20 protein-coding genes are annotated in these 23,500 nt (G+C 72.4%); 6 read left to right on the plus strand and 14 right to left on the minus strand.

Going from position 1 to position 23,500, the window contains the following annotated elements; translation table 11 throughout:
• Positions 1 to 36 precede the first annotated feature (36 nt).
• Genes KY5_RS08375 through KY5_RS08390 form a run of 4 tightly spaced genes read left to right on the plus strand, consistent with a single transcriptional unit; the run spans position 37 to position 2,576 of the window.
• Complete coding sequence (locus KY5_RS08375) at positions 37 to 738, plus strand: hypothetical protein (protein WP_098241627.1); 702 nt, start codon at positions 37 to 39, stop codon at positions 736 to 738.
• 56 nt (positions 739 to 794) lie between these two features.
• The gene (locus KY5_RS08380; protein WP_098241628.1) at positions 795 to 1,388 is read left to right on the plus strand and encodes a DUF6529 family protein; all 594 of its coding nucleotides are present in this window, start codon (positions 795 to 797) and stop codon (positions 1,386 to 1,388) included.
• Entirely contained in the window at positions 1,385 to 1,867 is a 483-nt protein-coding gene (locus KY5_RS08385; RefSeq protein WP_234362653.1) for a Rieske (2Fe-2S) protein, read from the plus strand. The genes KY5_RS08380 and KY5_RS08385 overlap by 4 nt, the downstream gene beginning before the upstream one ends.
• Positions 1,868 to 1,889: 22 nt before the next feature.
• A complete protein-coding gene (locus KY5_RS08390) occupies positions 1,890 to 2,576 on the plus strand; it encodes a DNA polymerase beta superfamily protein (RefSeq protein ID WP_098241629.1) in 687 nt (228 codons plus the stop codon).
• On the opposite strand, the gene KY5_RS08395 is transcribed toward KY5_RS08390, so the two are convergent.
• From KY5_RS08395 to KY5_RS08450, 12 genes are all read right to left on the minus strand, one after another.
• Entirely contained in the window at positions 2,559 to 3,326 is a 768-nt protein-coding gene (locus KY5_RS08395) for a DNA polymerase beta superfamily protein (protein WP_098241630.1), read from the minus strand. The two genes, KY5_RS08390 and KY5_RS08395, sit on opposite strands and share 18 nt — an antisense overlap.
• Before the next feature lie 3 nt (positions 3,327 to 3,329).
• Positions 3,330 to 4,331 carry an ADP-ribosylglycohydrolase family protein gene (locus KY5_RS08400; protein WP_098241631.1) on the minus strand — a complete coding sequence of 334 codons (1,002 nt, stop codon included), beginning with the start codon at positions 4,329 to 4,331 and terminating at the stop codon, positions 3,330 to 3,332.
• Positions 4,328 to 5,062, minus strand: coding sequence for an NUDIX hydrolase (locus KY5_RS08405; RefSeq protein ID WP_098241632.1), 735 nt, complete (start codon positions 5,060 to 5,062; stop codon positions 4,328 to 4,330). The genes KY5_RS08400 and KY5_RS08405 overlap by 4 nt, the downstream gene beginning before the upstream one ends.
• A gap of 70 nt (positions 5,063 to 5,132) precedes the next feature.
• Positions 5,133 to 6,284 (minus strand): pseudouridine synthase, encoded by a 1,152-nt coding sequence (locus KY5_RS08410; RefSeq protein WP_098241633.1) that lies wholly within the window; start codon positions 6,282 to 6,284, stop codon positions 5,133 to 5,135.
• On the minus strand, positions 6,284 to 6,943 hold the full coding sequence (scpB, locus tag KY5_RS08415; protein ID WP_267894265.1) for an SMC-Scp complex subunit ScpB: 660 nt from the start codon (positions 6,941 to 6,943) through the stop codon (positions 6,284 to 6,286). The genes KY5_RS08410 and scpB overlap by 1 nt, the downstream gene beginning before the upstream one ends.
• Positions 6,940 to 7,887, minus strand: a complete 948-nt coding sequence (locus KY5_RS08420) for a segregation and condensation protein A (protein WP_098241634.1) — start codon at positions 7,885 to 7,887, stop codon at positions 6,940 to 6,942. The genes scpB and KY5_RS08420 overlap by 4 nt, the downstream gene beginning before the upstream one ends.
• An 18-nt stretch (positions 7,888 to 7,905) precedes the next feature.
• The gene (locus KY5_RS08425; RefSeq protein WP_098241635.1) at positions 7,906 to 8,496 is read right to left on the minus strand and encodes a hypothetical protein; all 591 of its coding nucleotides are present in this window, start codon (positions 8,494 to 8,496) and stop codon (positions 7,906 to 7,908) included.
• On the minus strand, positions 8,481 to 9,653 hold the full coding sequence (locus KY5_RS08430) for a ParA family protein (RefSeq protein WP_079043497.1): 1,173 nt from the start codon (positions 9,651 to 9,653) through the stop codon (positions 8,481 to 8,483). The genes KY5_RS08425 and KY5_RS08430 overlap by 16 nt, the downstream gene beginning before the upstream one ends.
• Before the next feature lie 347 nt (positions 9,654 to 10,000).
• On the minus strand, positions 10,001 to 11,116 hold the full coding sequence (gene ald, locus KY5_RS08435; protein ID WP_098241636.1) for an alanine dehydrogenase: 1,116 nt from the start codon (positions 11,114 to 11,116) through the stop codon (positions 10,001 to 10,003).
• A 145-nt stretch (positions 11,117 to 11,261) separates the two neighbouring features.
• Positions 11,262 to 13,355, minus strand: a complete 2,094-nt coding sequence (locus KY5_RS08440; protein ID WP_098241637.1) for a tetratricopeptide repeat protein — start codon at positions 13,353 to 13,355, stop codon at positions 11,262 to 11,264.
• A 157-nt stretch (positions 13,356 to 13,512) separates the two neighbouring features.
• Entirely contained in the window at positions 13,513 to 14,139 is a 627-nt protein-coding gene (locus KY5_RS08445) for an NUDIX domain-containing protein (RefSeq protein WP_098241638.1), read from the minus strand.
• Positions 14,140 to 14,225: 86 nt separating this feature from the next.
• Positions 14,226 to 15,905 (minus strand): CTP synthase, encoded by a 1,680-nt coding sequence (locus KY5_RS08450; protein WP_098241639.1) that lies wholly within the window; start codon positions 15,903 to 15,905, stop codon positions 14,226 to 14,228.
• A gap of 443 nt (positions 15,906 to 16,348) precedes the next feature.
• Between KY5_RS08450 and KY5_RS08455 the strand changes: the two genes are divergently transcribed.
• Together KY5_RS08455 and KY5_RS08460 are read left to right on the plus strand one after the other, a co-directional pair.
• Positions 16,349 to 18,160 carry a glycoside hydrolase family 15 protein gene (locus KY5_RS08455; protein WP_098241640.1) on the plus strand — a complete coding sequence of 604 codons (1,812 nt, stop codon included), beginning with the start codon at positions 16,349 to 16,351 and terminating at the stop codon, positions 18,158 to 18,160.
• 107 nt (positions 18,161 to 18,267) lie between these two features.
• Positions 18,268 to 19,890 carry a PucR family transcriptional regulator gene (locus tag KY5_RS08460; protein WP_098241641.1) on the plus strand — a complete coding sequence of 541 codons (1,623 nt, stop codon included), beginning with the start codon at positions 18,268 to 18,270 and terminating at the stop codon, positions 19,888 to 19,890.
• A 6-nt stretch (positions 19,891 to 19,896) separates the two neighbouring features.
• Here KY5_RS08460 and KY5_RS08465 read toward each other — a convergent pair whose 3' ends face one another.
• Complete coding sequence (locus KY5_RS08465; RefSeq protein ID WP_098241642.1) at positions 19,897 to 21,036, minus strand: glycosyltransferase family 4 protein; 1,140 nt, start codon at positions 21,034 to 21,036, stop codon at positions 19,897 to 19,899.
• Between the two features lie 517 nt (positions 21,037 to 21,553).
• Positions 21,554 to 23,305, minus strand: a complete 1,752-nt coding sequence (gene recN / locus KY5_RS08470) for a DNA repair protein RecN (protein ID WP_199842978.1) — start codon at positions 23,303 to 23,305, stop codon at positions 21,554 to 21,556.
• Positions 23,306 to 23,500 lie beyond the last annotated feature (195 nt).

The raw sequence follows: 23,500 nt of genomic DNA on the forward strand, positions 1-23,500 counted from the left end.
GGAGGGCAGGCAGGCACAGCGCCTCGGGGGGCTCGGATGAAGCGCTCAGGACCTCTGTACACCCTTCTCGCCGGGCTGCTGCTCGCCCTGTTCATGCTGTCGCTCAACGCGACGACGGGGACGGGCAGTTCGTCGTACGGAGGTGAGGCGCCCGGCGCCGCGCCCTCCTCCCCCGCGAAGGGCGCGTCGAAGCCCGCACCGAGCCCGAGTCCGTCGAAGAAGCCTTCGGAGCAGCCTTCCGAGCGGCCTTCCGAGCAGCCTTCGAAGATGCCGCCGCCCAACGCCGACTACGCGGGCCGCACCGACGACAACACCTCCGCGGTCTCCCTCTCGCTGCGCGACGGCAAGGCCATCGCGTACTTCTGCGACGGCCACGACACCGAGTCCTGGCTCAAGGGCAACGTCGAGGACGACGGCTCGATGCGGCTGACCGGCAAGCACGGGGCGAAGCTGAACGGCCGACTCGCCGGCACGAAGATCCGGGGCACGGTCGACATCGACAAAGAGACCTGGAAGTTCACCGCCGCCAAGGCCGTCAAGCCGTCCGGCCTCTACCGCGCCACCACCGAGGTGCGCGGCGCCAAGCTCGACGGCGGCTGGATCGTCCTGGCCGACGGCAGCCAGGTCGGCATCCTCACGCGCGACGGCAGGCCCGCGAAGGCCCCGCGGCTCGACCCGGACACCCGCACCGCCCGGGTCGACGGCGACGTCGTCACCGCCCGTCCCGTCACTCCGTAGCGCCGCCCGCCCGCACCGCCGAGCGCCCGTCCCGCCCACGCCGAGAGGGAGCCCTCATGAGCGTCGACCCCACCGCCCCCACCCAGGGCGGCTTCCCCGTGCCGCCGGGCGCGGGCGAGCACCGCAGGCCGAGCGCCGCCCGCTATCTGGTGCCCGCGCTGGTCGCCGCGGCCGTCGCGGTGGGCCTCGGGGCGTACGGCAAGGTCCACGACCCGGAGGGCACCGCCTTCAACCTCGCGGGGTTCAGCAGCACGAGCGCCGTCAAGTCCTGGCTGGCCACGACGGCGTTCGCCTTCGCGCTCGTGCAGGTCGTCTCGGCCCTGATGCTGTACGGCAGGGTCCCGGGCCCCTCCTGGTCGGCGGCCCTGCACCGCTGGTCGGGCCGGATCGCGTTCCTGGTCGCCGTCCCCGTGGCGGTGCACTGCCTCTACGCGCTCGGCTACCAGACGTACTCGACCCGCGTGCTGTGGCACTCGCTGCTCGGCTGCTTCTTCTTCGGGGTGTTCAGCGCCAAGATGCTGCTCCTCCGCTCGGAACGGCTGCCCGGCTGGCTGCTTCCCCTGGTCGCGGGCGCGGTCTTCGTGACGCTCACGGTGCTCTGGCTGACGTCGGCGCTCTGGTTCTTCCGTACGGTCGGGGTGACGACGTGAGCGGCACGGGGCGGGCCTCGCGCCGTGCGGTGATCGCGGCGGGTGCGGGCGCGCTCGCCGCGGGGTGCAGCAAGTACGGCGACGAGGGGGCGCGGCCCGAGTCGTCGGAGCCCGCCTCCGCCTCGGCGTCGTCCGGCTCCGACGCCTCGGACAACACGTCATCCGCGCCCGCCTCCGAGAAGCCGCCCGCCGGCCCCGAGCTGGCCAGGACCTCCGACATCCCGGTCGGCGGCGGCAAGGTCTTCAAGGACGAGAAGGTCGTCGTGACGCAGCCGGAGCGCGGCGACTTCAGGGCCTTCTCGGCGGTCTGCACCCACCAGGGCTGCACCGTCTCCGAGGTGGCGGGCGGCACGATCAACTGCCCCTGCCACGGCAGCAAGTACCGCGTGGCCGACGCCTCCGTCGCGGGCGGCCCCGCGCCGCGTCCGCTGCCCCCGCAGAAGATCACGGTCACCGGAAACTCGATCACGCTCGGCTGACCCGGAGCCGTACGCTCACGGCATGCACCCTCAGGACCTGGTCCGCGACCACACGATCTACTCCTGCGTGATGGGCTCGCGCGCCTTCGGCCTGGCCACGGAGGACAGCGACACCGACCGCAGGGGCATCTTCCTCGCCCCCACACCGCTCTTCTGGCGCTTCGAGAAGCCGCCGACGCATGTGGACGGGCCCGCGGCCGAACAGTTCAGCTGGGAGCTCGAACGCTTCTGCGAGCTGGCCCTGCGCGCCAACCCGAACGTCCTGGAGTGCCTGCACTCCCCGCTCGTGGAGCACCTCACCGAGACCGGCCGCGAACTGCTCGACCTGCGCGGCGCGTTCCTCTCCCGCCAGGCCCACGACACCTTCGCCCGCTATGCCCTCGGCCAGCGCAAGAAGCTGGACGCCGACGTCCGCGTCCACGGCGCCCCGCGCTGGAAGCACGCGATGCACCTGCTGCGCCTGCTGATCTCCTGCCGCGACCTGCTGCGCACCGGTGAGCTGACGATCGACGTCGCCGAGCACCGCGAGCCGCTGCTCGCGGTCAAGCGCGGCGAGCTCTCCTGGCCGGAGGTCGAGTCCTGGATGAACCGTCTCGCGGCGGAGGCGGACGCGGCGGCCCCGCACAGCCCGCTCCCGGCCGGACCCGACCGGGAGCGGATCGAGGACTTCCTCTTCCGTACGCGGCAGGCGTCAGCCCTGAGGTCCTGACAGGCGCACCCGGACGACGAGATCGTGCAACGCGTCGTACGCGGTGTGGACCCCGGGCAGCACCGAGGCGGCCTGTGCCTCGTCGAGGAGGGCGTGCAGCCGCTCCACGTCGGCGGCCACGCGCGCGCGGTCCACCTCGGCGCCGCCGTGCTCGGCCGCGCTCTTGGCGTCGATGAGTTCGGGCAGGTACGCGGGCGCCCCGGCCACCTCGCCCGCCAGCGTGGGCAGATCGGCGACGACCCGGCCGCTACGCATCAGGTGGACGCCGGTGAGCAGCACCCGGAACGTGTAGAGCAGCGGCTTGAGTTCGCCGTTCTTCTCGAAGAGCCGCCACTGGGTCCGTGCGAACCCCCGGTAGTGGTGGGCGTGGTGGCTGGTGAGCACGGTGGGCGCGAGCGCGACGAGTTCCGCGTGCACGTCGGTGGTGTGCACCACCAGGGGCGAGAGCAGCTGCTCCAGGACGTAGCCGTTGTGCCGCAGCATCAGCCGCACGAACTTGCGCAGGTCGTGCGTGACGAGGTCCATCTCGACCCCGTCGCGCAGCCACATCCTGGACCGGGTCTCGTCCGGCTCCTTGAGCCCCACCAGATCGGCCACCGGCAGCAGGTGCACGCCGCGCAGGTCCACGTCCGAGTCACGGGAGGGAAAGCCGTACAGATGCGCGCCGGAGACCGTCGCGAAGAGCAGGGGGTCGGCCTGCTCGGCGACGACGGCGTGCAGGTCGACATCGAGGCCGAGGTCAGCAGTCATGGCTCAAGAATCCCAGAGCTCGCCGAACGCGTGCAGCTCGTCCCCGTGTTCGATCCGCGCCGTCCACGCGGCGGGCCACGCGTCCGCCCCGAGATGGGCCCCCGCGAACGCCCCGGCCAGGCAGGCGATCGAGTCCGAGTCCCCCGACGTGCAGGCGGCCCTGCGCACCGCGGCGACCGGTTCGTCGACGAACATCAGGAAGCACAGCAGCCCGGTGGCGAGCGCCTCCTCGGCGATCCAGCCCTCGCCGGTGGCCAGGCACGGATCGGTCTCGGGCGAGGGCGCGCGCAGGGCGTCCCTGAGCCGCTCCAGGGCACCGAGGCACTCGTCCCAGCCCTGCGCGACGAACGCCCCCGGCGTCGCGGCGTCGCCCCGCGTCCACAGGTCGCCGAGCCAGCGCTCGTGGTACGTCTCGCGGTTCTCGTACGCGTAGGAGCGCAGCAGTCCGACGAGCCCGGTCGGCTCGACGCCCTCGGCGAGCAGCCGGACGGCGTGCGCGGTGAGGTCGGATGCGGCGAGCGCGGTGGGGTGGCCGTGGGTGAGCGCGGACTGCAACTGGGCGGCGCCCGCCCGCTGTTCGTCGCTCAGACCCGGCACGAGGCCGATGGGCGCGACGCGCATGTTGGCGCCGCAGCCCTTGGAGTGCGTCTGGCTGGCCTCCGCCCACGGCCGACCGTCCTTGAGGAGGTAGCAGGCCCGCAGGCAGGTGTTGCCGGGCGCGCGGTTGTTCTCCGGCGACTGGTACCAGTCCACGAACTCCTCGCGCAGCGGCCGCTCCAGACGCTTGGGCCCGAGCGCGCCCCGGTCCATGGCGGTGCGCAGGCCGCGGGCCAGCGCGAGCGTCATCTGGGTGTCGTCCGTGATGAGCGCCCGCTTCGGCAGCTCCATCTCCCGCCAGGGCCCGCACGTGGCGAGGATCGACGGTACGTCGTTGAACTCGGTCGGGAAGCCGAGCGCGTCCCCGAGGGCGAGCCCGAGCAGGGATCCGGTGGCGGCGCGCTTCATGAGGAGGTTCCTTCCGACGCGGGGCGGAGCAGCGGCGGGTGCAGGGTGGTGGCGCTGCCCGCGCGGAAGAGCGCGGCGGGCTTGCCGCGGCCGCCGGTCAGGCGCGCGGCGCCGGGGATCGCCTCGACGAGCCCGGGGGTGCCGACGACCTTGCGCCGGAAGTTGGCGGGGTCGAGTTCGGCGCCCCACACCGCCTCGTAGACCTGCCGCAGCTCGCCGAGGGTGAACCGGGGCGCGCAGAAGGCGGTGGCGATGCCGGTGTACTCCAGCTTGCCGCCGACCCGGTCGTGGGCGTCGGCCAGGATCCGGTCGTGGTCGAAGGCCAGCGGCCGGTAGCTCGCGGGCCGGTACGGCAGCCAGGCGGCGCGGGCCGCGTCGCCGCCGCCGTGCACCTCGGGCTGGTCGGGCACGAGCGCCGCGAAGGCGACGGAGACGACCCGCATGCGCGGATCGCGGTCCGGCTCGCTGTAGGTGCGCACCTGCTCCAGATGGAGCCCGCTGACGTCCGCGAGCCCGGTCTCCTCCGCGAGCTCGCGCGCCGCCGCGCCCTCCGCGGACTCGTCGGGCCGCACGAAGCCGCCGGGCAGCGCCCAGCGCCCCGCGTACGGCTCCTGGCCGCGCTCGACGAGCAGCACGTGCAGCGCGCCGTCGCGGATGGTGAACACCGCCAGGTCGACGGTGACGGCGAACGGCTCGTAGGCGCGTTTGTCGTAGGTCCCGGACACGGACATGCCCGCCCACCCCCTTAATAGTCATCACGACTATAAAGAGGGTGGGCGGGCGGTCACAACCCCTCAGGGCCTACAGATCGACTTCCTTCATCAGCATCCCGACCTCCGTGTTGGAGAGCCTGCGCAGCCACCCGGACTTCTGGTCGCCCAGGGTGATGGGCCCAAAAGCCACCCGCACCAGCTTGTCGACCGGGAAGCCCGCCTCGGCGAGCATGCGCCGCACGATGTGCTTGCGGCCCTCGTGCAGGGTGACCTCGACCAGGTAGTTCTTGCCGGTCTGCTCCACGACGCGGAAGTGGTCCGCGCGCGCGTAGCCGTCCTCCAGCTGGATGCCGTCCTTGAGCTGCTTGCCCAGGTCGCGCGGGATCGGACCCACGATGTGCGCGAGGTAGGTCTTCTTCACGCCGTACTTCGGGTGGGTCAGCCGGTGCGAGAGCTCGCCGTGGTTGGTGAGCAGGATGACGCCCTCGGTCTCCGTGTCCAGACGGCCCACGTGGAACAGCCGCGTCTCGCGGTTGTTCGTGTAGTCGCCCAGGCACTGGCGGCCGTCGGGGTCCTCCATCGTGGCCACGACACCGGCCGGCTTGTTCAGCGCGAAGAACTGGTACGACTGCGTGGCCACGGTCAGGCCGTCGACCTTGATCTCGTCCTTCTCGGGGTCGACGCGCAGCCCCTGCTCCAGGACGATCTCGCCGTTGACCTCGACGCGGGCCTCGTCGACCAGCTCCTCACAGGCGCGGCGCGAGCCGTAGCCCGCACGGGCCAGGATCTTCTGGAGCCGCTCGCCCTCCTGCTCGGCGCCCGGGAAGGTCTTGGGCGGGCTCGCCTTGGGCTTGCCCGCGTACCGCTCGCGGTTGCGCTCCTCCTGCCGGGCGTCGTATTCCCGCGAGGTCGCCGGGGAGCCGCCGCGACGGCTGCCGCGGGCGCCGGTGCCCTGGGAGGTCCGCGGGCCGCCCTTGGCGCCGCCGCGCGCCGCCGCGCCACGGCCCTTCTTGGGCGTGCCGCCGCCGTCGGCGGGGCTCACGTCGTAGCGCCGCTCCTCGGGACGCGGCTTGCTGGGCCTGCCGCTGCCCTGCTTGTCGTCACGGCCGTTACCGGCGCCCCGGTAATTGCCGCGGCCGCCGGTGCTTCCCCGGCCGCCGCTGTTGCCGCGGCCGCCGCTGTTGCCACCACGGCTCCCGCCGTTGTTTCCGCTGCTGTTCCTGCCGCTGCTGTTTCGCATCAAAGTTCCGTCTGGTCGTCTGCGTCCTCGTCACCCGGCGCATCGGGTGCGTCCGGGTCGAACGACGGGACACCTTCCAGCGTCTCCGACTCGATCGCCTCCGCCTCGGGGAGGAAGGGCGCGAGCTCCGGGAGTTCGTCAAGGCCGCGCAGGCCCATCCGCTCCAGAAAGTAGTTCGTCGTCCTGTACAGGATCGCACCTGTTTCGGGTTCCGCGCCCGCCTCCTCCACCAGGCCCCTCTGGAGAAGCGTCCGCATCACCCCGTCACAGTTCACCCCGCGCACCGCGGAGACCCGGGAACGGCTGACCGGCTGGCGGTACGCGACCACCGCGAGGGTCTCCAGGGCCGCCTGGGTGAGCCGCGCCTGCTGCCCGTCGAGCACGAAGCCCTCCACCGCCGCCGCGTACTCGGGCCGCGTGTAGAACCGCCACCCGCCCGCCACGAGACGCAGCTCGAAGCCCCGCTTCTGCACCGTGTACTCGTCGGCGAGCTCCCGCAGCGCCTCGGCGACCTGGCGCCTGGGCCGCTGCAGGATCTTGGCGAGGTGCTCCTCGGTGGCGGGCTCGTCCACCACCATCAGGACGGCCTCCAAGGCGGGCCGCAGCTCCAGCTCGGCCACGGCACCGGCAAGCTCCCCCACGGGACTCTGCTCGCTCACGCCTTCTCCTCCATCGGCTCGGGGGCCCGGTCGAACTCGTCGGTCACGGTCGGCTCCGCCGCGCCGTCCCCGCCGGTCCACCGGACCATCAGCTCGCCCAGCGGGTCCTCCTGGTCCAGGGCGACGGCCTTCTCCCGGTACAGCTCCAGGAGGGCCAGGAAGCGGGCGACGACCGTCAGGGTGTCCCCCGCGTCCTCCACGAGCACCTGGAAGCTGACCTCCCCGCACTCCCGCAGGCGGGCGACGACGAGGCCCGCCTGCTCGCGTACGGAGACCAGCGGGGCGTGGATGTGGTCCACGTACACCTGCGGCTTGGCGCGCGGCTGCATGGCCTTCACGGCGAGCTTGGCGAACCCCTCCGCGCCGATGCTGATGACGACCTCGGGCAGCAGCTCCGCGTGGTGCGGCTCCAGGCCCACGGTCCGCGGATAGCGCCGGGCCTCGTCATCGAGGCGCCCGCTGAAGATGTCCGCGATCCGTTTGTACGCGCGGTACTGCAACAGCCGCGCGAAGAGCAGGTCCCTGGCTTCCAGCAGCGCCAGATCGCCCTCGTCCTCGACCTCGGCGGCGGGCAGCAGCCTGGCCGCCTTCAGATCGAGCAGGGTGGCCGCCACCACCAGGAACTCGGTCGTCTGGTCCAGGTCCCAGTCGGCCCCCATGGCCCGGATGTGCGCCATGAACTCGTCGGTCACCTTGGACAGCGCGACCTCGGTGACGTCGAGCTTGTGCCGGGAGATCAGCTGCAACAGCAGATCGAAGGGCCCTTCGAAGTTCGCGAGCCGCACCGTGAAACGCCCGTCGTCGGGCTCGGGTGCCACCGGTTCCGGCTCCACAGCCTCCGGCTGCGAGTCCGGCTCCGGCTCCGCGGGAGCCTCCCCGGGCCCACGGCCCAGAGCACGGCGTCTGCCGGACGGGGGCGGTGCGGAGTAGTCGTTCGTGGCCATCAGGCGGGAACGCTACCCTTACCGCCCGCGCAACCGTCGTACGAGAATGCTCGCGTCCCCGCGCGACTCCAGGTCGGCGAGGACGACGGCGACCGCCTCGCGCACGATGCGCCCGCGGTCGACCGCGAGCCCGTGCTCGCCGCGCAGCACGAGGCGCGCGTGCTCCAGGTCCATCAGTTCCTCGGCGGAGACGTACACGGTGATCTTCTCGTCGTGCCGCTCACGCCCGCTGGGGCGCCGGTTCGCCGCCCTGGCCCGCCGCCGTGCCTGCGCGGTCGACGAGCCGGACTTGCCGCCGCCCTGGGTGGCCGAACCTTCCTGCGCCGGGGCCGCGCGGCGCCCGGCACCCTTCTCGCCCTCGGCGGCCGCGGCGCGGCTGCGCGACTCGGCGCCCGACTCCGCGTCCGTGGCCGCGTGTTCGGCGGGGTCACCGCCGTCGCCCTGCGCGGCGGCGTCGTCCGTGGCCGCGGCCTCGTCGCTCTCGCCCGCGGGCCCCGGCACGCGCGCCTCGCCGTTGGCCGGGCGCCGCGGAGACGACGACTGGAGCGCCATCCCCCCGGTCGTACGGAACAGCTCGTCGGCCCCGGGCAGACTCACTCGGCGTGACACCGGGCGAGCACCTCCCTGGCGAGCTGACGATAGGCGGCCGCGCCGACCGAGTTGGAGGCGTACGTCGTGATGGGCTCACCGGCGACCGTGGTCTCCGGGAAGCGCACCGTGCGCCCGATGACCGTGTGGTAGACGTGGTCGTCGAAGGCCTCGACCACGCGCGCGAGCACCTCACGGCTGTGCACCGTGCGGGAGTCGTACATGGTCGCGAGGATGCCGTCGAGCTCCAGGTCGGGGTTGAGCCGCTCCTGGACCTTCTCGATCGTCTCGGTCAGCAGGGCCACACCGCGCAGCGCGAAGAACTCGCACTCGAGCGGCACGATCACCTTGTGAGCCGCCGTCAGGGCGTTCACGGTGAGCAGGCCGAGCGAGGGCTGACAGTCGATCACGATGTAGTCGTAGTCCTGCATCAGCGGCTTCAGGGCGCGCTGCAGCGTGGACTCGCGGGCGACCTCGCTCACCAACTGCACTTCGGCGGCCGACAAGTCGATGTTGCTGGGCAGCAGGTCCATGTTCGGGACCGCCGTCTTCAGGAGCACCTCGTCCGCGGACATGCCGCGCTCCATGAGGAGGTTGTAGACCGTCAGGTCCAGCTCCATCGGGTTCACCCCGAGGCCCACCGAGAGCGCGCCCTGCGGGTCGAAGTCGACGAGCAGGACCCGGCGTCCGTACTCCGCGAGGGCCGCGCCCAGGTTGATGGTCGACGTCGTCTTGCCGACGCCGCCCTTCTGGTTGCACATCGCGATGATCTTCGCGGGACCGTGGTCGGTCAGCGGGCCCGGGATCGGGAAGTACGGCAGCGGGCGCCCCGTGGGACCGATGCGCTCGCGGCGCTGACGGGCGGCGTCCGGCGCGAGCGTGGCCGCGTACTCCGGATCGGGCTCGTACTCGGCGTCGGGGTCGTAGAAGTGCCCCTGGGGCAGTTCCTCGTAGTCGGCGAGGTGGGTGTGGGTGTTATCGCCACTCCGGTCGCCGGCCATGGCGTTCACGTGATGGCCATCCATGCTCTGGGGTGCTGACTGTGTCGGCTGGGGGCTCTGCCGGGCTTCGAAGGTGCGGACAGCGACCGAGCCGACGGCCTCGAGCCCCACGGGTCCTTGGCCCCGCTCAGAGGTTCCTGGTTGACCACCCCCGGGAGCAAATGTCGACTCATTCACAAGTCGTCTTACCTCCTTGGTGACCAGGAAATTTCTCGATAGGTCAGCGTGGCGCCATGCCGACGGTTGGCGACTCTATGGCGTGTCACCGGTCCACAGCAACACAATCCGCCGGACCGGACCCGATGTGTCGGCAACGGAACACCCTGATGTCAAGGGCGTGCGGCATGCCATCGGCACGTTTCAGGGGTGGGCGAAACGGTTAAATGGTTACGTTCAAGGCGAGTTGAGCGTGTCCACACTGATACGCATACGGCCGGACCCCTCTCAAGGTCCGGCCGCTGGCGTGAGATTGACGACTCTCGTTGACGAAAGTGTCGGAGACTGACCGAAGTCAGTCACCCGGGTCAGCCGAGGAGCGTCTCGATCTCGAGGTGCTCGAGACCGTGGGCCTCGGCGACCTCCTTGTAAACGACCTTGCCGTCATGGGTGTTGAGACCCAGGGCGAGCGCCGGGTCGCGGCGCAGGGCCTCGACCCAGCCGCGGTTCGCCAGCTCGACGATGTACGGCATCGTCGCGTTGGTCAGCGCGTACGTGGAGGTGTTGGGCACCGCGCCGGGCATGTTGGCGACGCAGTAGAAGACCGAGTTGTGGACCGGGAAGGTCGGCTCGGCGTGCGTGGTGGCGTGCGAGTCCTCGAAGCAGCCGCCCTGGTCGATCGCGATGTCGACAAGGACACTTCCCGGCTTCATCCGCGAGACGAGCTCGTTGGTGACCAGCTTCGGGGCCTTGGCACCCGGGATCAGCACGGCGCCGATGACGAGGTCGGCGTCGAGGCAGGCCTTCTCCAGCTCGAAGGCGTTGGAGACGACGGTCTGGATCTTCGTGCCGAAGATCTTGTCCGCCTCCTTGAGCTTGTTGATGTCCTTGTCGAGCAGGGTCACGTGGAAGCCCATGCCGATGGCGATCTGCGCGGCGTTCCAGCCGGAGACGCCGCCGCCGATGACGACGGCCTTGCCCGCGGCCACGCCCGGGACGCCGCCCGGCAGGACACCGCGGCCGCCCTGGGCGGCCATCAGGTGGTAGGCGCCGACCTGCGGGGCCAGACGGCCCGCGACCTCGGACATCGGGGCGAGCAGCGGGAGCGCGCGGTTCGCGGTCTCCACGGTCTCGTACGCGATGGCGGTGGTGCCCGACTCCAGGAGCGCGTCCGTGCACTCCTTGGACGCGGCCAGGTGCAGGTAGGTGAAGAGGGTCTGGTCCTTGCGCAGGCGGTGGTACTCCTCCGCGATGGGCTCCTTGACCTTCAGCAGCAGGTCGGCGGTGGCCCAGACCTCATCGGCGGTCTCCAGGATCTTCGCACCGGCCGAGACGTACTCGGCGTCCGTGATCGAGGAGCCCACACCGGCGTTCCGCTCGATGACGACCTGGTGGCCGTGGCGCACCAGCTCGTGCACGCCGGCGGGGGTGATGGCCACCCGGAACTCGTTGTTCTTGACCTCGCGGGGGATGCCGACCTTCATCGTGGATCACGGTCCTTGGCTCAGGGGATTTCTCGGGCAATGCAACACAGACCGGTGCACACGAGGGCGCAACGGGAGACACCACGGATGTACGCGGCGGAGCCAGTCTAATGAAGGATTTCTCGCTGTCTAGCCTTCCAATACTTCAATCTTCTGTAGATGCACTACGGATTTCGCAGGCGGAAGGCTGTGCTCCACCGTTCGATTCAAGCCTGGCGGCCGCGGGGATCTCCGTTCCCAGCATGCGCTCGGCCGCGCCCCTGTGCAGCCGGGCGGCCGCCGGGTCGCCGAGCCGGTCCAGGGTGTCGGCGAGCCGGAGCTGCAACGCGGCCTGCAGCCGCACGTCCTTGGCGTGCCGCGCCCACTCCACCGCTTCCTGGCAGGTCCGCAGCGACTCCTCGGGACGCCCCGCGTACTCCTGGACCCGCGCCATCTCGCTCAACGCCCGTGCCTGGGCCGCCACGTCCCCGTTCTTGCGGTGCCCGGTGACGGACGAACTCCAGTTGCGCAGGGCCTCTCCGTAGCGGCCCGCATAGGTGTGCACCGCGCCGATCCGGCCGTAGATCCTGGCGGCGTCGGCGCGCTCGTCGCGCGCGAGCCGCTGGGCCAGCGCCCTGCCGTACCAGTCGGAGGCCCTCGGCCAGTCCCCCAGCTCCTGGTAGGCGCCGCCTACGGATTCCATCGCGCGCGCGGTCGCGTACGGATCACCGGCCGCCCGCCCCGCATCGAGCGCCGCCCGGTAGCGGACCAGCGCTTCCCGCGTACGTCCGGTCTGGGCGTCCAGGTCCGCGAGGTTCAGGAGCGCGGCGGCCTGCTCGCGCGGCAGGTTCCGCCGCTCGGCGACGTCGAGCACCAGACGGTGGATCCCGTAGAGCACCGGGGCCGCGTCCTCCGTGCCCCGGTGCGCGACCAGGGCCCTGACCAGCGCGGCCATCAGGCGCCGCGCGAGGGTGTCGAGCTCCCCGTCGGCCACCGCGATCCTGGCGGCGGCGAGCAGCGCGGGCTGCCGGATCCACAGCCACTCGGCGGCGGCCGCAGCGGAGGGGAAGCGCAGCGCCCGGGGCAGCCCCGCGAGCTTCTTGCGGGCAGCGGATCCCTCCGGCTCCGTGACCGCCCGGCAGGACTGCAACAGGCGGACGGTCCGCTCCAGCATCCGGGCCCTGGCCAGCTGGACCTCGGCGGGCCTGTCCTGGCTCTCGGTGCGGGCGCGCAGGAGCGGCACCAGACAGCCGGGCACCTCGTACTGCGGCAGCGGCGAGTCCACGGCGCGCACCAGGCCGAGCGCCACGAAGTCGTCGAGGGTCGTGCGGGCCGCGGAGACCGAGCAGCCCGCGAGCGCGGACGCGGTGTGCGGGTCGACGTGGCCCGCGGGGGCCAGCGAGAGGAATCGCAGTATCCGCGCGGCGGGCCCGGGCAGCGAGGCGTACGTGTGGTGGAAGACACGTGCGAGGGCCGATCCCTCGTCCGGCATGTCGTGCACCTGCTTGGCCAGATCGGCGACGGCGGCCTTGGGCCGCACCGAGAGCCAGCCACCGGCGAGGACCAGCGCCTCGGGGTGCGCCTGGCACGCCTCGACCAGGGACTCGGCCGAGCGCGGGTCGACGGTGATGCGCACGGGCCCCGACGCCCTGGCGAGCAGCTCGACGGCGGCGCCCTTGTCCAGGCCGCCGAGCGTGCACGGCCGTACGTCGGGGATGCCGGTGAGCGGCCCCTCGGAGACCGCGACGACCAGGCAGTCGGGGGTGTCGGGCAGGAGCGGGTCGACCTGTTCCGCGTCGGCCGCGTCGTCGAGCAGGAGCAGCGCCCTGCGGTCGGCGAGCGCGTCCCTGAGGGCGGCGGAGAGGTCGTCCTCGCAGGCCCCGGGCGGCGCGGGCACGGCCAGCGCGTCGAGCAGTTCGCGGGCGGTGCGCTCGGTGGGGACCCGGGCGCCGTCGGGTTCGGTGAGGCGGGCGCGGAGCACCCCGTCGGGGTAGTCGTCCGCCAGCTGCCGCGCCAGTTCCACGGCGAGCGAGGTGCGGCCCGAGCCGGGGCGTCCGGCGACCAGCAGGACGCGTGCCCGGGGTGCCTTGCGGCCCGAGAGGGTGTCGAGTCCCGCCCGGTCGATGTCGGCACGGAGTTCCTTCAACTCCCGGCGTCTGCCCACGAACTGAGCCTTGGTCGGCTGGGCCGCGGCACTCGCGGGCGACGGCACAGCGCCACCCGCCGCCGCACCGTCCGTGTCGACCGCCTGATCCGTCACGGGCCACGCTCCCGTCCGCCTGCACGAACCCGCCGGGACTCCGGGCGGGACGCTTTCAGAGCCTAGTTCAGGCCCCGTGGCCCTCCCGGCCGCGCGGCGCGCGCAAGTCGCCCGATCGGATCAGTGGATCGTCACACCGCAGGCGTCGACGGCGCTTTCACACCTCGAAGGGGCGGGCCGGCCACGGCGCCTCCGCGGGGCGCAGCGCGTCGACGCCGTCACCCTTGAGGGCGGCGTACAGCGAGAGGGCACCCACCACGAGGCAGTTGTTGTGCAGCTCGCCCCCGAGCACGCCGCGCACGAGCTCCTCCAGCGGGATCCTGGCGAGCTCCATGTCGGCCTCCTCCTCGGAGACCTCGAAGCGCTCGCCCTCGGCCTCGGAGAGGTCACGCGCGAGGAAGACGCGCACGGCCTCGTCGCAGCCGCCCGGCGTGGTGTAGACGTCGGTGAGGACCCGCCAGTCCTCGGCCTTGACGTGCGCCTCTTCGTAGAGCTCGCGCTGGGCGGCGTGCAGCGGGTTCTCGCCGGGGACGTCCAGGAGACCCGCGGGGATCTCCCAGAGCTTCTGGCGGACGGGGTGGCGGTACTGGCGGATGACCAGGACGCGGCCCGCGTCGTCGAGCGCGAGGACGGCCACCGAGCCGGGGTGGACCTGGTAGTCGCGGTGCGCGACGGTCCCGTCGGGCATGACCACGTCGTCGGTACGCACGGAGGTCTTGTTCCCGACGAACGGCGTCCGGCTCGCCGTGACCTGCCACTCCTCGGCGGTGTCCTTGATCGTCATGTCGTCCTGTCCTCCCACGCACACAAGCGGAAACCGGGGCACGCGCCTCGAAAGGCACGCACCCCGGCAACCGTACAACCCTGGTGTTACTTGGCCTTCTTGGCCGCCGTCTGGCGCTCCACGGCCGCCTTCACCAGCCCCGCGAAGAGCGGGTGCGGACGCGTCGGGCGCGAGCGCAGCTCCGGGTGGGCCTGCGTGGCGACCAGGTAGGGGTGCACCTCGCGCGGGTACTCCACGTACTCGACGAGCTTGCCGTCCGGGGAGGTGCCGGAGAACTGGAGACCGGCCTTCTTCTCCAGCTCGGCGCGGTAGGTGTTGTTCACCTCGTAGCGGTGGCGGTGGCGCTCCTCGACGTACTCCTTGCCGTCGTACACCTCGCGCGCGATGGAGCCCTCGGCGAGCTTGGCCGGGTACATGCCCAGGCGCATCGTGCCGCCCATGTCGCCCTCGCCCGCGACGATGTCGAGCTGCTCGGCCATGGTGGAGATCACCGGGTGGGCGGTGGCGGCGTCGAACTCGGTGGAGTTGGCGTCGGGGATGTCCGCGAGGTTCCTGGCGGCCTCGATCACGATGCACTGGAGGCCGAGGCAGATGCCGAGCAGCGGCACCTTGTTCTCGCGGGCGAACTGGATCGCGCCGATCTTGCCGTTGACCCCTCGGTCGCCGAAGCCGCCGGGGATGAGGATCGCGTCGACGTCACCGAGCTGCTTCTTGGCGCCCGCCGGGGTCTTGCAGTCGTCCGAGGTGACCCACTTGACCTTGACGCGGGCCTTGTTGGCGAAGCCGCCCGCGCGCATGGCCTCGGTGATCGAGAGGTAGGCGTCGGGCAGGTCGATGTACTTGCCGACCAGGGCGACGGTGACCTCGTGCTTGGGGTTGTGCACGCGGTCGAGCAGGTCGTCCCACTGGGTCCAGTCGACGTCGCGGAACGGCAGGTCGAGCTTGCGCACGACGTAGGCGTCCAGGCCCTCGGTGTGCAGGACCTTCGGGATGTCGTAGATCGACTTGGCGTCGATGGCGGCGACCACGGCGGCCTCGTCCACGTCGCACATCAGCGAGATCTTGCGCTTGATGGCGGTCGGCACCTCGCGGTCGGCGCGCAGCACGATCGCGTCGGGCTGGATGCCGATGTTGCGCAGGGCGGCGACCGAGTGCTGGGTCGGCTTGGTCTTCAGCTCGCCGGAGGGGCCGATGTAGGGCAGCAGCGAGATGTGCACGACGAAGACGTTGTCGCGGCCGACCTCGTGGCGGACCTGGCGGACGGTCTCCAGGAAGGGCAGCGACTCGATGTCGCCGACCGTGCCGCCGACCTCGGTGATCACGACGTCGACGTCGTCCGTCGCCATGCGGCGGATGCGGTGCTTGATCTCGTTGGTGATGTGCGGGATGACCTGGACGGTGTCGCCGAGGTACTCACCGCGCCGCTCCTTGGCGATCACCTGGGAGTAGACCTGGCCGGTGGTCACGTTCGCCGAGCCGTCGAGGTCGACGTCGAGGAAGCGCTCGTAGTGGCCGATGTCCAGGTCGGTCTCGGCGCCGTCGTTGGTGACGAACACCTCGCCGTGCTGGAAGGGGTTCATCGTGCCCGGGTCGACGTTCAGGTACGGGTCGAGCTTCTGCATGGTGACGCGCAGACCCCTTGCCTTGAGCAGCGCGCCAAGGCTGGAGGCCGTCAGCCCCTTGCCGAGCGAGGAGGCGACACCCCCGGTGACGAAGATGTGCTTGGTCGTCGTGGCTGTGCTGTTTCGAAAAGCAGCGGGCTGCATAGCCAAAGGGGGGCTCCCGTGGTCGCGGTCTGGAGGTGCGTTCCGGCGCCCTCACCAGGGATTCGGGGAGGCGCCGTCGCTGCGGTTCGGGGGTTCTATGACCACCGGCTCACGGGCTACCAGGGTATCAGCGACGGGGCGGGCCCGCTTCCGGCCACGCTCCGCCACGAGGCGCGCACATCTCGGTCACGAGACCCGCACGCCCCTCTTCCTGCCCCGCGCACCGCCTCTCACCAGGCGCTCACCCGTTCGGCGTAGCCGCGTTGTCCAGAGGGGCGCGCAGATCACTAACGTGCGTCGTATCCTGCTCGGACACTCGCTGCCGAGCCCCCTCCGGCACACGGCATCACCCCGCCCTGCACCCGGAACAAGCGCTCGTCAACGATCACTTGACCGCTGACCAGTAAGCGCCCCGCGGGGCGAACGTGGCCGTTCGACTGGAGATGCACGTGGCCGGGCGCATCGAGGACTACGCACTCATCGGAGACATGCAGACCGCTGCCCTGGTCTGCCGGGACGGCACAGTCGACTGGCTGTGCCTGCCCCGCTTCGACTCCCACGCCGTTTTCGCCGCCCTCTTGGGCACCGACGAGCACGGCTTCTGGCGCCTGGGGCCTGCGCATGGCCCGGAGGCGCAGCCACCCAGGGCCGCGCGCCGCACCTATCGCGGCGACTCCCTGGTGCTCGAATCCGAGTGGGACACTCCGCGCGGCACCGTCCGCGTGATCGATTTCATGCCGCCGCGCGACACCGACGCCCCGCAGCTCGTGCGGATCGTCGAGGGCGTCAGCGGCCGGGTGCCGATGCGCTCGGCGCTGCGCATGCGGTTCAGCTACGGCCGTGTGGTGCCCTGGGTCCACAAGGTCGACGGGCGCACGGTGGCCGTCGCCGGACCCGATTCCGTGTGGCTCGACACCTCCGCCGAGACCTTCGGCAAGGACCTCACCACCTACTCGGACTTCACGGTGGCGCCGGGCGACCGGATCGCGTTCACCATCTCGTGGCAGCCCTCGCACAAGGAGCCGCCCGCGCTGCCCGAGCCCGAGGCGGCGCTCACCGCCACGGAGACCTTCTGGCGGGAGTGGGTCGAACACTGTACGTACCACGGTCCCTACCGGGAGGCCGTGGTCCGCTCGCTGATCACGCTCAAGGCGCTCACCTACGCGCCGACCGGCGGGATCGTCGCGGCGCCCACCACCTCGCTGCCCGAGGACATCGGGGGCTCGCGCAACTGGGACTACCGCTTCACCTGGCTGCGCGACGCCGCGATCACGCTCTCCTCGCTGCTGCGCACCGGCTACCGCGAGGAGGCCCGCGCCTGGCGCGAGTGGCTCCTGCGCGCGGTCGCGGGCGACCCGGAGAACCTGCAGATCATGTACGGCATCGCGGGCGAACGCGAGCTCGGCGAGACCGAACTCGACTGGCTGCCCGGATACGAGAACTCGCAGCCGGTCCGGGCGGGCAACGGCGCCGCGCACCAGCTCCAGCTCGACGTGTACGGCGAGGTCACCGAGGCCCTGCACCTGGCCCACATGACGGGCCTGGCCCGCAACGACTACGCCTCGCTGCTCCAGCTCAAGCTGATCCGCTACCTGGAGACGCACTGGGACCAGCCGGACGAGGGCATCTGGGAGGTGCGGGGGCCGCGCCGCCACTTCGTGCACTCCAAGGTGATGGTCTGGGTCGCCGTCGACCGCACCATCAAGCTCATCGAGTCCGGTGACGCGGACGGCCCGCTGGAGAAGTGGCGCGAGCTGCGCGACGACATCCACCGGGACGTCTGCGAGAAGGGCTACGACAAGGAGCGGAACACCTTCACGCAGTCGTACGGCTCAAAGGAGCTGGACGCCTCGCTGCTGCTCATCCCGCAGATGGGCTTCCTGCCGCCCGACGACAAGCGCGTCATCGGCACGATCGAGGCGATCCAGCGCGAGCTCTCCACGTCCGACGGCTTCATCCTGCGCTACCCGACGACCGGTGACGACGCGGGCGTGGACGGCCTCGAAGGCGACGAGGGGGCGTTCCTCGCCTGCTCGTTCTGGATGGCCGACGACCTCGCGATGATCGGCAGGGTCGACGAGGCCCGCAAGCTCTTCGAGAAGCTGCTCGCGCTCCGCAACGACCTGGGCCTGCTCGCCGAGGAGTGGGACCCGCGCCTGCAGCGCCAGGTCGGCAACTTCCCGCAGGCGTTCAGCCACGTGCCGCTGATCGACACGGCGCTCCGGCTGACGGCTTCGGGGGCGTACGGAGGGTAGCGCCGCTCGGCTCCGGACGGCGACGGGCAGCGGACCCGTCGCCGTCCGCGTGTGACGCACGCCACCGGAGATGTCCCGGGGACGTGCGCCCCGGTAGCGTCCGCGCCATGGACAGTCAGGGCACTCAGGGCGGCATCACCGTGCAGCGCGCGCTGGAACTGCCGGGCCTGCGCGGCGGTCTCCCCGAGGTCGTCGCGGGCGCGGAGCGGTTGCAGCGCACGGTGCGATGGGTACACGCGGGCGAGGTGCCCAACATCGCCTCGCTGCTCAAGGGCGGCGAGCTGCTGCTCACCACCGGCCTCGGGCTCGGCGCGCGCCCCGCCGAACAGCGGGCCTTCGTGCGCAACCTCGCCGAGCGCGGCATCGCGGCGCTCGTGGTCGAGCTGGGGCCGCGCTTCACCCGGCTGCCCGCCGCGATCGTGGACACGGCGCGGGCGGCAGGACTGCCCCTGGTGCAGCTGCACCGCGAGGTGCCGTTCGTGACGGTCACCGAAGAGGTGCACACCGAGATCGTCAACGGCCACTACGCGCTGCTCCAGCGGGCCGAGGAGGTGCACAGGCGCTGCACCGAGGCGCTGCTCGGCGGCGGCGGGGTGCCCCAAGTGCTCGGCATCCTCGCGGAGTTCAGCGGCAACCCGGTCTTCCTGGAGACGGCGGACGGCCAGCTCCTGTACGCCGCGGGCGCGGGCACCGAGTGCGCCGACCCGCTCCAGGTGTGGGAGGGGCTGCGGGGGCACCGCAAGGACGGGCCGCCCGCGGGCGCGGTCCTCGTCGACGTACCGGGCGGCGGTCCCGGCGCCGGTTCGGTGCGGGCCAGGCTCGTGCTGCTCGCCGTGGAGGCCGCGCCGCTTCCGGTGCACCGCATCGCGGCCGAGCGGGCCGCGAGCAGCCTCGCGGTGGTGCTCATGCAGGCCCGCCAGGAGGAGGAGCTCGCGGCGCGCGGCCGGGGCGACTTCCTCACCGACCTCGCGGAGGGCCGGATCGCCGCCGACGACGCGCCCGCGCAGGCCCGCGTACTCGGCTTCAAGCCCGGCGAGAGCCCGCTCCTGCCGGTCGTGATGCGGCTCGCCGACGGGCTGCCGACCGGCAGCGGCTGGGCGGTGCTCGCCCGCGCGGTCGCCGAGGAGCTGGCGTCGGTGGGAGTGCCGGTGCTCCTCGGCGTACGCCCCGTGGAGGGCCGCGTGCCGCTCCTGCTCGGTCTGCGCTCGGAGTCGGAGCGCACCGCGGTGGCCGACCGCGTCGCGGCCGCGCTGCGGGCCGGTGTGGAGCGGGCCGGGATGCGGCGGCCGGGGGCGCAGCCGCCGGTCGTCGTGGTCGGGGTCGCGGGCGGCTGGGCCGCGGCCTCCGCGGGCCTGCGGCACGCGGCGGAGACGGCGGCCGCGGCGCAGGGCCTGTCCGACCGGCCTTGGTACGACGCGCGGCGCCTGGACATCGACCTGCTCCTGTGGCGGCTGCGCGACCACCCCGACCTCGCGGCGTTCGTGGACCGCGCGATCGGCCCGCTGCGGGCCCACGACGAGCGCTCCAAGCCGCCGCTGCTGCCCACGCTCCAGACCTACCTGGCGCACGCGGGCCGCAAGGCGGAGACCGCGCGCGAACTCCACCTCAACCGCCAGACGCTGTACAACCGCCTGGCCCGGATAAGCGAGCTCCTGGGCACGGACCTCGACGACCCGCAGACGGTGCTGGCCCTGAGCCTGGCCCTGCGGGCGCGCCGCCACGTGACGTGAGGCGCGTCAGCTGTACGGCACGGGCTGCGTCAACTCGTCGTACACGCTGAGGACTTGGGTGACGGTCTCGTCCTCCGACGGCCAGGTGGCGGCCTGCGCCTCGCCCCTGGCCTTCAGCTCGTCCCTGCGCACCGGGTCGGCCAGCAGGCGCGCCACGGCGGTGCCGAGGGCCTCCGCGTCGCCGTACGGGACGAGTTCGGCGGCGTCGCCGACCAGTTCGGGGAGACCGCCGACGGCCGTCGCCACGAGGGGCACGCGCGCGTGCAGGGCCTCCTGGGCGAGCACGGAGCGGGACTCCCAACTGCTGGGCACCACCGCGAGGTCGGCGGCCGCGAGCAGCTCGGGCACGTCGTCGCGCCGCCCCACGAGCCGGGCGGGCAGCCCCTCGGCCTCGATGCGCCGTTGCAGGGCGCCCCGTTCGGGCCCCTCCCCCGCGACGACGAGGAGCGGCAGCGGATCCAGATGCCGCCACACGCGCGTGGCATCCAGGAGGTGGTCGTAGCCGCAGTGCCGTTCGAGCGCGCCGACGGCGAGGATCAACGGCCGGTCGACGGCGCCGAGTTCGGCACGGGCCTTGTGCAGGAGGCTGTCCGGTTCCTCGGCCGCGTCGTCGGGGCGGCGCGGCGCGGGCAGCGCGATGGCGGCGAGCCTGGCGTCGCGCGCGCCCCTGCTGCGGGCCCGGTCGACGAGGTCGGACGAGGCCCCGAGGACCACGGCGGCCGCCTTGGCCACGCGCCGCTCCAGGAGGCGCAGCACACGGGCGCGGGCGCCTTCCGCGTACGAGCGGGTGTGCCAGGTGACGACGAGCGGGACGCGTCGCCCCGTCAGCGCCACGGAGGCCCTGAGGGCGGCGTGCAGTCCGTGTGCGTGCACGAGGTCGGCCTCGGCGCAGGCCGCGCGCAGGGCGGCGACGGAGGCGGGGTCCCCGCTGCGCGGCACCGGGACGTGGCGGGCGCCCGTAGCCGCGAAGTCGTACGCCCGATCCGCCTCGTCCGGAGCGCACACGGTGACCCGCACGCCCCGGGCGGCAAGTCCCGCCGCCAGCGATCTGACATGCGCGCTGCTGCCCGCGCTGCCGCCGCCGAGGACTTGAACGGTGTGCAGCGGCGTCTGTCCGTGCGGCGAGTGGCTGCTCACGTGGCTCACGTGGCCGGGGCTCCTGAGTCTGCGTCGGGTCGGTGCTCGGGCGGGTCGGGCAGATGCTGCGCCAAGGATGCCAGTCCGCACGGGCGTTCCGGCACCGCTGAAAGGTCACTTCCGCGTTTGTCCTGGCAACTCTCCGGGCGGGATCACCCACACGGGTGAGTTTGCGCCGCCGGGTGGGTGGGGGAGGTGGTGACATCTTCCCCACGTCCGGCGCGGCGGCACACGGGGGTTCGCGCAGTTCCCTGCCGGGTGGGTGGGGGAGGTGGTGGCATCTTCCCCCCGTCCGGTGCGACGGCACACGGGGGTTTCGCGCAGTTCCCCGCGCCCCTAAAAACGGGCCGCAGCCGCCAAGACGGCCCGAGGGGACGTGGGGGTATGTGCGCACGGAGCACATCAGTGAACGAGGCAGGGAAGCAAGTCCGTTGGCAATGCTCTGGGACGGCGAGTACGCACATACCCCCGCGGCCCCGCCCCACGACGAACCCGAGGCGACACCCGCCCAAGGCGCCCCCGCCAGCTACCCGTCCCCCCGAGCCGCAGCCAACAACTCCTCCGCATGCGCCCGAGCCGTCTCCGAGTCCTCCTGCCCCGCCAGCATCCGCGACAGCTCCCGCACCCGGTCCTCGCCCTCGAGCACCTGCACCCCGGACCGCGTCACCATGCCGTCGTTCGTCTTCTCCACCAGCAGCTGCCGATCCGCGAACGCCGCCACCTGCGGCAGGTGCGTGACGACCACGACCTGCGCGGACTTGGCAAGGCGCGCGAGCCGTCGGCCGATCTCGACCGCCGCCTTGCCGCCGACCCCCGCGTCGACCTCGTCGAACAGATACGTGGGAACCGGATCCGTACCCGCGAAGACCACCTCGACCGCGAGCATCACGCGCGACAGCTCACCGCCCGACGCCCCCTTGGCGATGGGCCGGGGCGGCGCGCCAGGATGCGGGGCGAGCAGCAGCTCGACCTCGTCGACCCCCGCGGGCCCGTACGCGACCGTGCGGTCCCCGACGACCACGCCGTCCCCGCCCTCGGGAACCTCCGTGCTGCTGATGGCGATCGTCACGCGCGCGTGCGGCATGGCCAACGAGGCCAGCTCCTCGGTGACCGCCGCGGCGAACCGCGACGCCGCCTCCTGGCGCGCGTCGGTCAGCGCCGAGGCGAGCCCGGCGAGTTCGGCCCGCAGCGCGTCCCGCTCGGCCGTCAGCTCGCCCAACCGGTCGTCGTCACCCTCCAGTTCGCCGAGCCGCTCGGCCCCCGCCTCCGCCCAGGCGAGCACGGCGTCGATGTCCTCGCCGTACTTCCGGGTGAGCTGGGTCAACGCGGCCCGCCGCTCCTCGACGGCCGCGAGGCGCAAGGGATCGGCGTCGAGGTCGTCGGCGTACCCGGCGAGCTCGCCCGCCACGTCGCCGAGCAGGATCCCGATCTCACCGAGCCGGTCGGCGAGGGCGGACAGGGCGGGGTCGTGGGAGCGCACGGCCTCCAGGGCCCGCGAGGCCCCCGCCACCAGCGTGGAGGCGTCGACGCCCTCCGGGTCCTCGGGGTTGCCCGCGAGCGCGGCGTGCGCGGACGCGGCGGCGGAGGCGAGGGCCTCCGCGTGGCCGAGCCGCTCGGCCTCACCGGCCAGCTCGACGTCCTCGCCCGCGCGCGGCTCGACGCCACCGATCTCGTCGAGGCCGAAGCGCAGCAGATCCGCTTCCTGGGCTCGCTCACGCGCGCGTGTGGTGATCTCGTCGACCTCGACGGTGACGGCCCGCAGCCGCCGGTACGCGGCCGTGTACTTGGCGAGCGGCACGGCGACGGCGTCGCCCGCGTACCGGTCGAGCGCGCCGCGCTGCCGGGCGGGCTTGAGCAGCCCCTGCTGGTCGGTCTGACCGTGCACGGCGACGAGGTCGTCGGCGAGTTCGGAGAGCAGGCCGACCGGCACGGACCGCCCGCCGAGATGGGCGCGCGAGCGCCCTTCGGCCGAAACGGTACGGCTGATGAGCAGCGCCCCGTCGTCGAGTTCGGCCCCCGCCTCCTCCGCGCGGACGACCGCGGAGGCGCCCGCGGGCACGGCGATGCGCCCTTCCACCACCGCCGACTTGGCGCCGATCCGCACCAGGGCGGGATCCGCGCGCCCGCCGAGCAACAGCCCCAGGCTCGTGACCACCATCGTCTTGCCCGCACCCGTCTCACCCGTCACGGCGGTGAAACCGGGTGACAGCTCGACGACCGCGTCGTCGATGACTCCGAGCGACCGTATCCGCATCTCCTCCAACACGGACCCGACCATACGAGGTTTCCCCTGTGCGCCGCGACGTCACCCCTTCGTTGGCCCGCGAAGGCGCAGGTTGGCGACCGACCCGCACGTTCGACGTCACTCTCCGAGGGGACGGCCGGGAAGGGGTACGGGAGGAGGGGTGGGGATAACCCCAGCAAGATCCACCAGCCCACCGCATGGCCACCCGCACCGCCCCCGCAGGACCAT

Source organism: Streptomyces formicae (assembly GCF_002556545.1).
Classification (GTDB): domain Bacteria; phylum Actinomycetota; class Actinomycetes; order Streptomycetales; family Streptomycetaceae; genus Streptomyces; species Streptomyces formicae_A.

Excerpts from the sequence above, each read along its gene's own strand:
- KY5_RS08445 (WP_098241638.1), bottom strand. The coding sequence starts at position 14,139 with ATGACGATCAAGGACACCGCCGAGGAGTGGCAGGTCACGGCGAGCCGG.
- KY5_RS08455 (WP_098241640.1), top strand. The coding sequence starts at position 16,349 with ATGCACGTGGCCGGGCGCATCGAGGACTACGCACTCATCGGAGACATG.
- KY5_RS08380 (WP_098241628.1), top strand. The coding sequence starts at position 795 with ATGAGCGTCGACCCCACCGCCCCCACCCAGGGCGGCTTCCCCGTGCCG.
- KY5_RS08405 (WP_098241632.1), bottom strand. The coding sequence starts at position 5,062 with ATGTCCGTGTCCGGGACCTACGACAAACGCGCCTACGAGCCGTTCGCC.
- ald (WP_098241636.1), bottom strand. The coding sequence starts at position 11,116 with ATGAAGGTCGGCATCCCCCGCGAGGTCAAGAACAACGAGTTCCGGGTG.
- KY5_RS08450 (WP_098241639.1), bottom strand. The coding sequence starts at position 15,905 with ATGCAGCCCGCTGCTTTTCGAAACAGCACAGCCACGACGACCAAGCAC.
- KY5_RS08390 (WP_098241629.1), top strand. The coding sequence starts at position 1,890 with ATGCACCCTCAGGACCTGGTCCGCGACCACACGATCTACTCCTGCGTG.
- KY5_RS08460 (WP_098241641.1), top strand. The coding sequence starts at position 18,268 with ATGGACAGTCAGGGCACTCAGGGCGGCATCACCGTGCAGCGCGCGCTG.
- KY5_RS08410 (WP_098241633.1), bottom strand. The coding sequence starts at position 6,284 with ATGCGAAACAGCAGCGGCAGGAACAGCAGCGGAAACAACGGCGGGAGC.
- KY5_RS08400 (WP_098241631.1), bottom strand. The coding sequence starts at position 4,331 with ATGAAGCGCGCCGCCACCGGATCCCTGCTCGGGCTCGCCCTCGGGGAC.
- KY5_RS08395 (WP_098241630.1), bottom strand. The coding sequence starts at position 3,326 with ATGACTGCTGACCTCGGCCTCGATGTCGACCTGCACGCCGTCGTCGCC.
- KY5_RS08375 (WP_098241627.1), top strand. The coding sequence starts at position 37 with ATGAAGCGCTCAGGACCTCTGTACACCCTTCTCGCCGGGCTGCTGCTC.
- recN (WP_199842978.1), bottom strand. The coding sequence starts at position 23,305 with ATGGTCGGGTCCGTGTTGGAGGAGATGCGGATACGGTCGCTCGGAGTC.
- KY5_RS08420 (WP_098241634.1), bottom strand. The coding sequence starts at position 7,887 with ATGGCCACGAACGACTACTCCGCACCGCCCCCGTCCGGCAGACGCCGT.